The sequence below is a fragment of the Prevotella dentasini JCM 15908 genome (assembly GCF_000614065.1).
In the GTDB taxonomy this organism is placed as follows: Bacteria; Bacteroidota; Bacteroidia; order Bacteroidales; family Bacteroidaceae; genus Prevotella; species Prevotella dentasini.
The window spans coordinates 1-3,410 of the sequence record NZ_BAKG01000036.1 but is presented as its reverse complement, the minus strand read 5'-3'; the positions used below and the strand labels follow the sequence as shown (position 1 = coordinate 3,410).

Genomic DNA, 3,410 nt, shown 5'->3' with positions numbered 1-3,410 from the left:
CCTCTCCTGCCCGCCCCGCGCATGGCCCGCCGTCCGCCCCAAAAAAACAAAGACAAAAAGGGTCCCCCTCCGCCGTAAGGCGGAGGGGGACCCGTGAAAGGAGGCGGCCACCTACTCTCCCGCATTGCATTGCAGTACCATCGGCGCAGGCGGGCTTAACTTCTCTGTTCGGAATGGGAAGAGGTGGGGCCCGCAGCAATAACCACCTGAATGTCTGGCCGGCGGACCGTCAGCCCTCATCAGGCTGACCGGACCGGCGCACCGCGCCGCGTCCGCCGTATGGGATGACGTATCGCACAAGCAAGGACGGCAACGAACAGGGGGGACCGCTGGCGCCGCGGCCAGAAGTACGAACGCATGCGGGAAAGTTTCGGGCAATTAGTAGTGCTCGGCTTTGACGTCGCCGTCTTTACACCTGCACCCTATCGACGTCATCGTCTCTGACGGCCCTCATGAGGAGCTCTCATCTTGCGGATGGCTTCGCACTTAGATGCCTTCAGCGCTTATCCATTCCAGACTCAGATACCCGGCGGTGCACCTGGCGGCACAGCCGGCAGACCGGAGGTCTGTCCGTCACGGTCCTCTCGTACTAGTGACGGCACCGCGCAAAACTCCCGCGCCCACGATAGATAGAGACCGAACTGTCTCACGACGTTCTGAACCCAGCTCGCGTGCCACTTTAATGGGCGAACAGCCCAACCCTTGGGACCTTCTCCAGCCCCAGGATGTGACGAGCCGACATCGAGGTGCCAAACCACCCGTCGATATGAGCTCTTGGGGGGGATCAGCCTGTTATCCCCGGAGTACCTTTTATCCTTTGAGCGATGCAGTTTCCATGCACTTGCACCGGATCACTATGCCCCAGTTTCCTGCCTGCTCGGCATGTCTGCCTCCCAGTCAAGCGCCTTATGCCATTGCACTCTGTAAGGCCGGTTACCAATCGGCCCGAGGGCACCTTTGGAAGCCTCCGTTACGCTTTTGGAGGCGACCACCCCAGTCAAACTGCCCGCCAAGCAGTGTCCGCGCCAAAGGCGCGTTAGACCTCAGACAGCCAAAGGGCCGTATTTCAAGGGCGGCTCCACGAACGCTGGCGCGCACGCTTCGAAGCCTCCGGCCTATCCTACACATCGGATGACCGAGGTCAGTGCTAAGCTGCAGTAAAGGTTCACGGGGTCTTTTCGTCCCATCGCGGGTAATCGGCATCTTCACCGATACTACAATTTCACTGAGATCATGGTTGAGACAGCGTCCGGATCATTACACCATTCGTGCAGGTCGGAACTTACCCGACAAGGAATTTCGCTACCTTAGGACCGTTATAGTTACGGCCGCCGTTTACCGGGGCTTCAATTCGCCGCTTCACCCCAAAGGGGCTGACGGCTCCTCTTAACCTTCCGGCACCGGGCAGGTGTCAGGCTGTATACGTCATCTTTCGAGTTTGCACAGCCCTGTGTTTTTGTTAAACAGTTGCCTGGACCTATTCTCTGCGCCTCATGTCGCCATGAGGACCCCTTATCCCGAAGTTACGGGGTCAGTTTGCCTAGTTCCTTAACCATGAGTCTCTCAACGCCTCAGTATGTTCTACCCGACTACGTGTGTCCGTTTGCGGTACGGGTTGCGGCAGCATGTGCTTAGCGGATTTTCTAGGGAGTATGATTACCCGCGCTCGCCCCCTCCCGGGGGAGGGGGCGTACTTTCGCGCCTCGGCTCGGGGGGCGGATTTGCCTGCCCCCCTCGACACCTACACGCTTAAGCGCCCTATTCCGTCAGGGCGCGGCGGTGTCACTCCTCCGTCACCACGTCGCTGCTGCCGCAAGTTGCGGAATGTTGACCGCATCTGCCATCGCCATCGCCGTTCGGCTGAGGCTTAGGGCCCGACTGACCCCGGGCTGATTGGCATAGCCCGGGAAACCTTGGTCTTGCGGCGGGGGGGAATCTCACCCCCCTTGTCGTTACTTATACCTACATTTGCTTTTCCATGCGCTCCAGGAGCGGTCGCCCGAACCATTCGGCGCGGCATGGAATGCTCCCCTACCGATACTTTCAATATACATTGCTATCCCGCGTCTTCGGTATCTGACTTATACCCGATTATTATCCATGCCCGGACCCTCGACCAGTGAGCTGTTACGCACTCTTTGAATGAATGGCTGCTTCCAAGCCAACATCCTGGCTGTCACCGGGACCAGACCTCGTTAGACTAACTCAGACAGAATTTCGGGACCTTAGACGGCGGTCTGGATTCTTCTCCTCTCGGGGACGGACCTTAGCACCCGCCCCCTTACTGCACGGCTCCGGCCCGCAGGCATTCGGAGTTCGTCAGGTCTCGATAGGCGGCGAAGCCCTCTCGACCTATCGGTCGCTCTACCTCCTGCGGGGAACGCCGCACGCGGCACCTAAATGCCTTTCGGGGAGTACGAGCTATCTCCAAGTTTGATTGGCCTTTCACTCCTACACACAGCTCATCGGGAAGCTTTTCAACGCTTATCCGTGCGGTCCTCCATCCCGTGTTACCGGGACTTCAACCTGGCCATGTGTAGATCACTTGGTTTCGCGTCTACCCCATCTGACTATCCGCCCTCTTCAGGCTCGCTTTCACTGCGGCTCGGGGACTGAGGCCCTCAACCTTGCCAGACACGGTAACTCGTAGGTTCATTATGCAAAAGGCACGCCGTCACCACAAAAAGTGGCTCCGACCGCTTGTAGGCGCATGGTTTCAGGAACTATTTCACTCCCCTGCCCGGGGTACTTTTCACCTTTCCCTCACGGTACTGGTACACTATCAGTCTCACGGGAGTATTTAGCCTTGCCGGATGGTCCCGGCGGATTCGCGCAGAATTCCTCGTGCTCCGCGCTACTCAGGATGCCGCTACGCCCTCTCGTGCTTCGGGTACGGGACTGTCACCCGCTGCGGTGCGACTTTCCAGACGCTTCCCCTCACAACCAAGGTGCGACAATGCGGTCCTACAACCCCGGCCGCGCGTCGCCACGCGGACGGTTTGGGCTGCTCCCCGGTCGCTCGCCACTACTGGGGGAATCATTGTTATTTTCTTTTCCTGCAGGTACTAAGATGTTTCAGTTCCCTGCGTTGGCCTTGCCGCCTCTGGGCGGCAATGCCGGGCATGAGGCCCGGCGGGTTGTCCCATTCGGAAATCCGCGGATCACAGGTCATTTGCACCTACCCGCGGCTTATCGCAGCTTATCGCGTCCTTCGTCGCCTCCGTGAGCATAGGCATCCGCCATGCGCCCTTCCATACTTTCTCCGCAACGGCGGACCGGGAAAACCCGGGCCGCCGTGCTGCTCATACTTTCAGCCGGGACTCGGGAGGACGGCGCGGCGCGCCGGACTCCCGGAAGTCCCCGACTCTGTTACATTACAGTCTTGCTTGTGTCAATATGTCAAAGATCAT

Annotated in this window: 2 rRNA genes; both read right to left on the bottom strand. The window is 59.1% G+C overall.

The features are described 5' to 3' along the window. Positions 1 to 98: 98 nt before the first annotated feature. Positions 99 to 210, bottom strand: a 5S ribosomal RNA gene (gene rrf, locus JCM15908_RS11215). Positions 211 to 359: 149 nt separating this feature from the next. Next, positions 360 to 3,263: ribosomal RNA gene (locus JCM15908_RS11210) — 23S ribosomal RNA — on the bottom strand. Positions 3,264 to 3,410 lie beyond the last annotated feature (147 nt).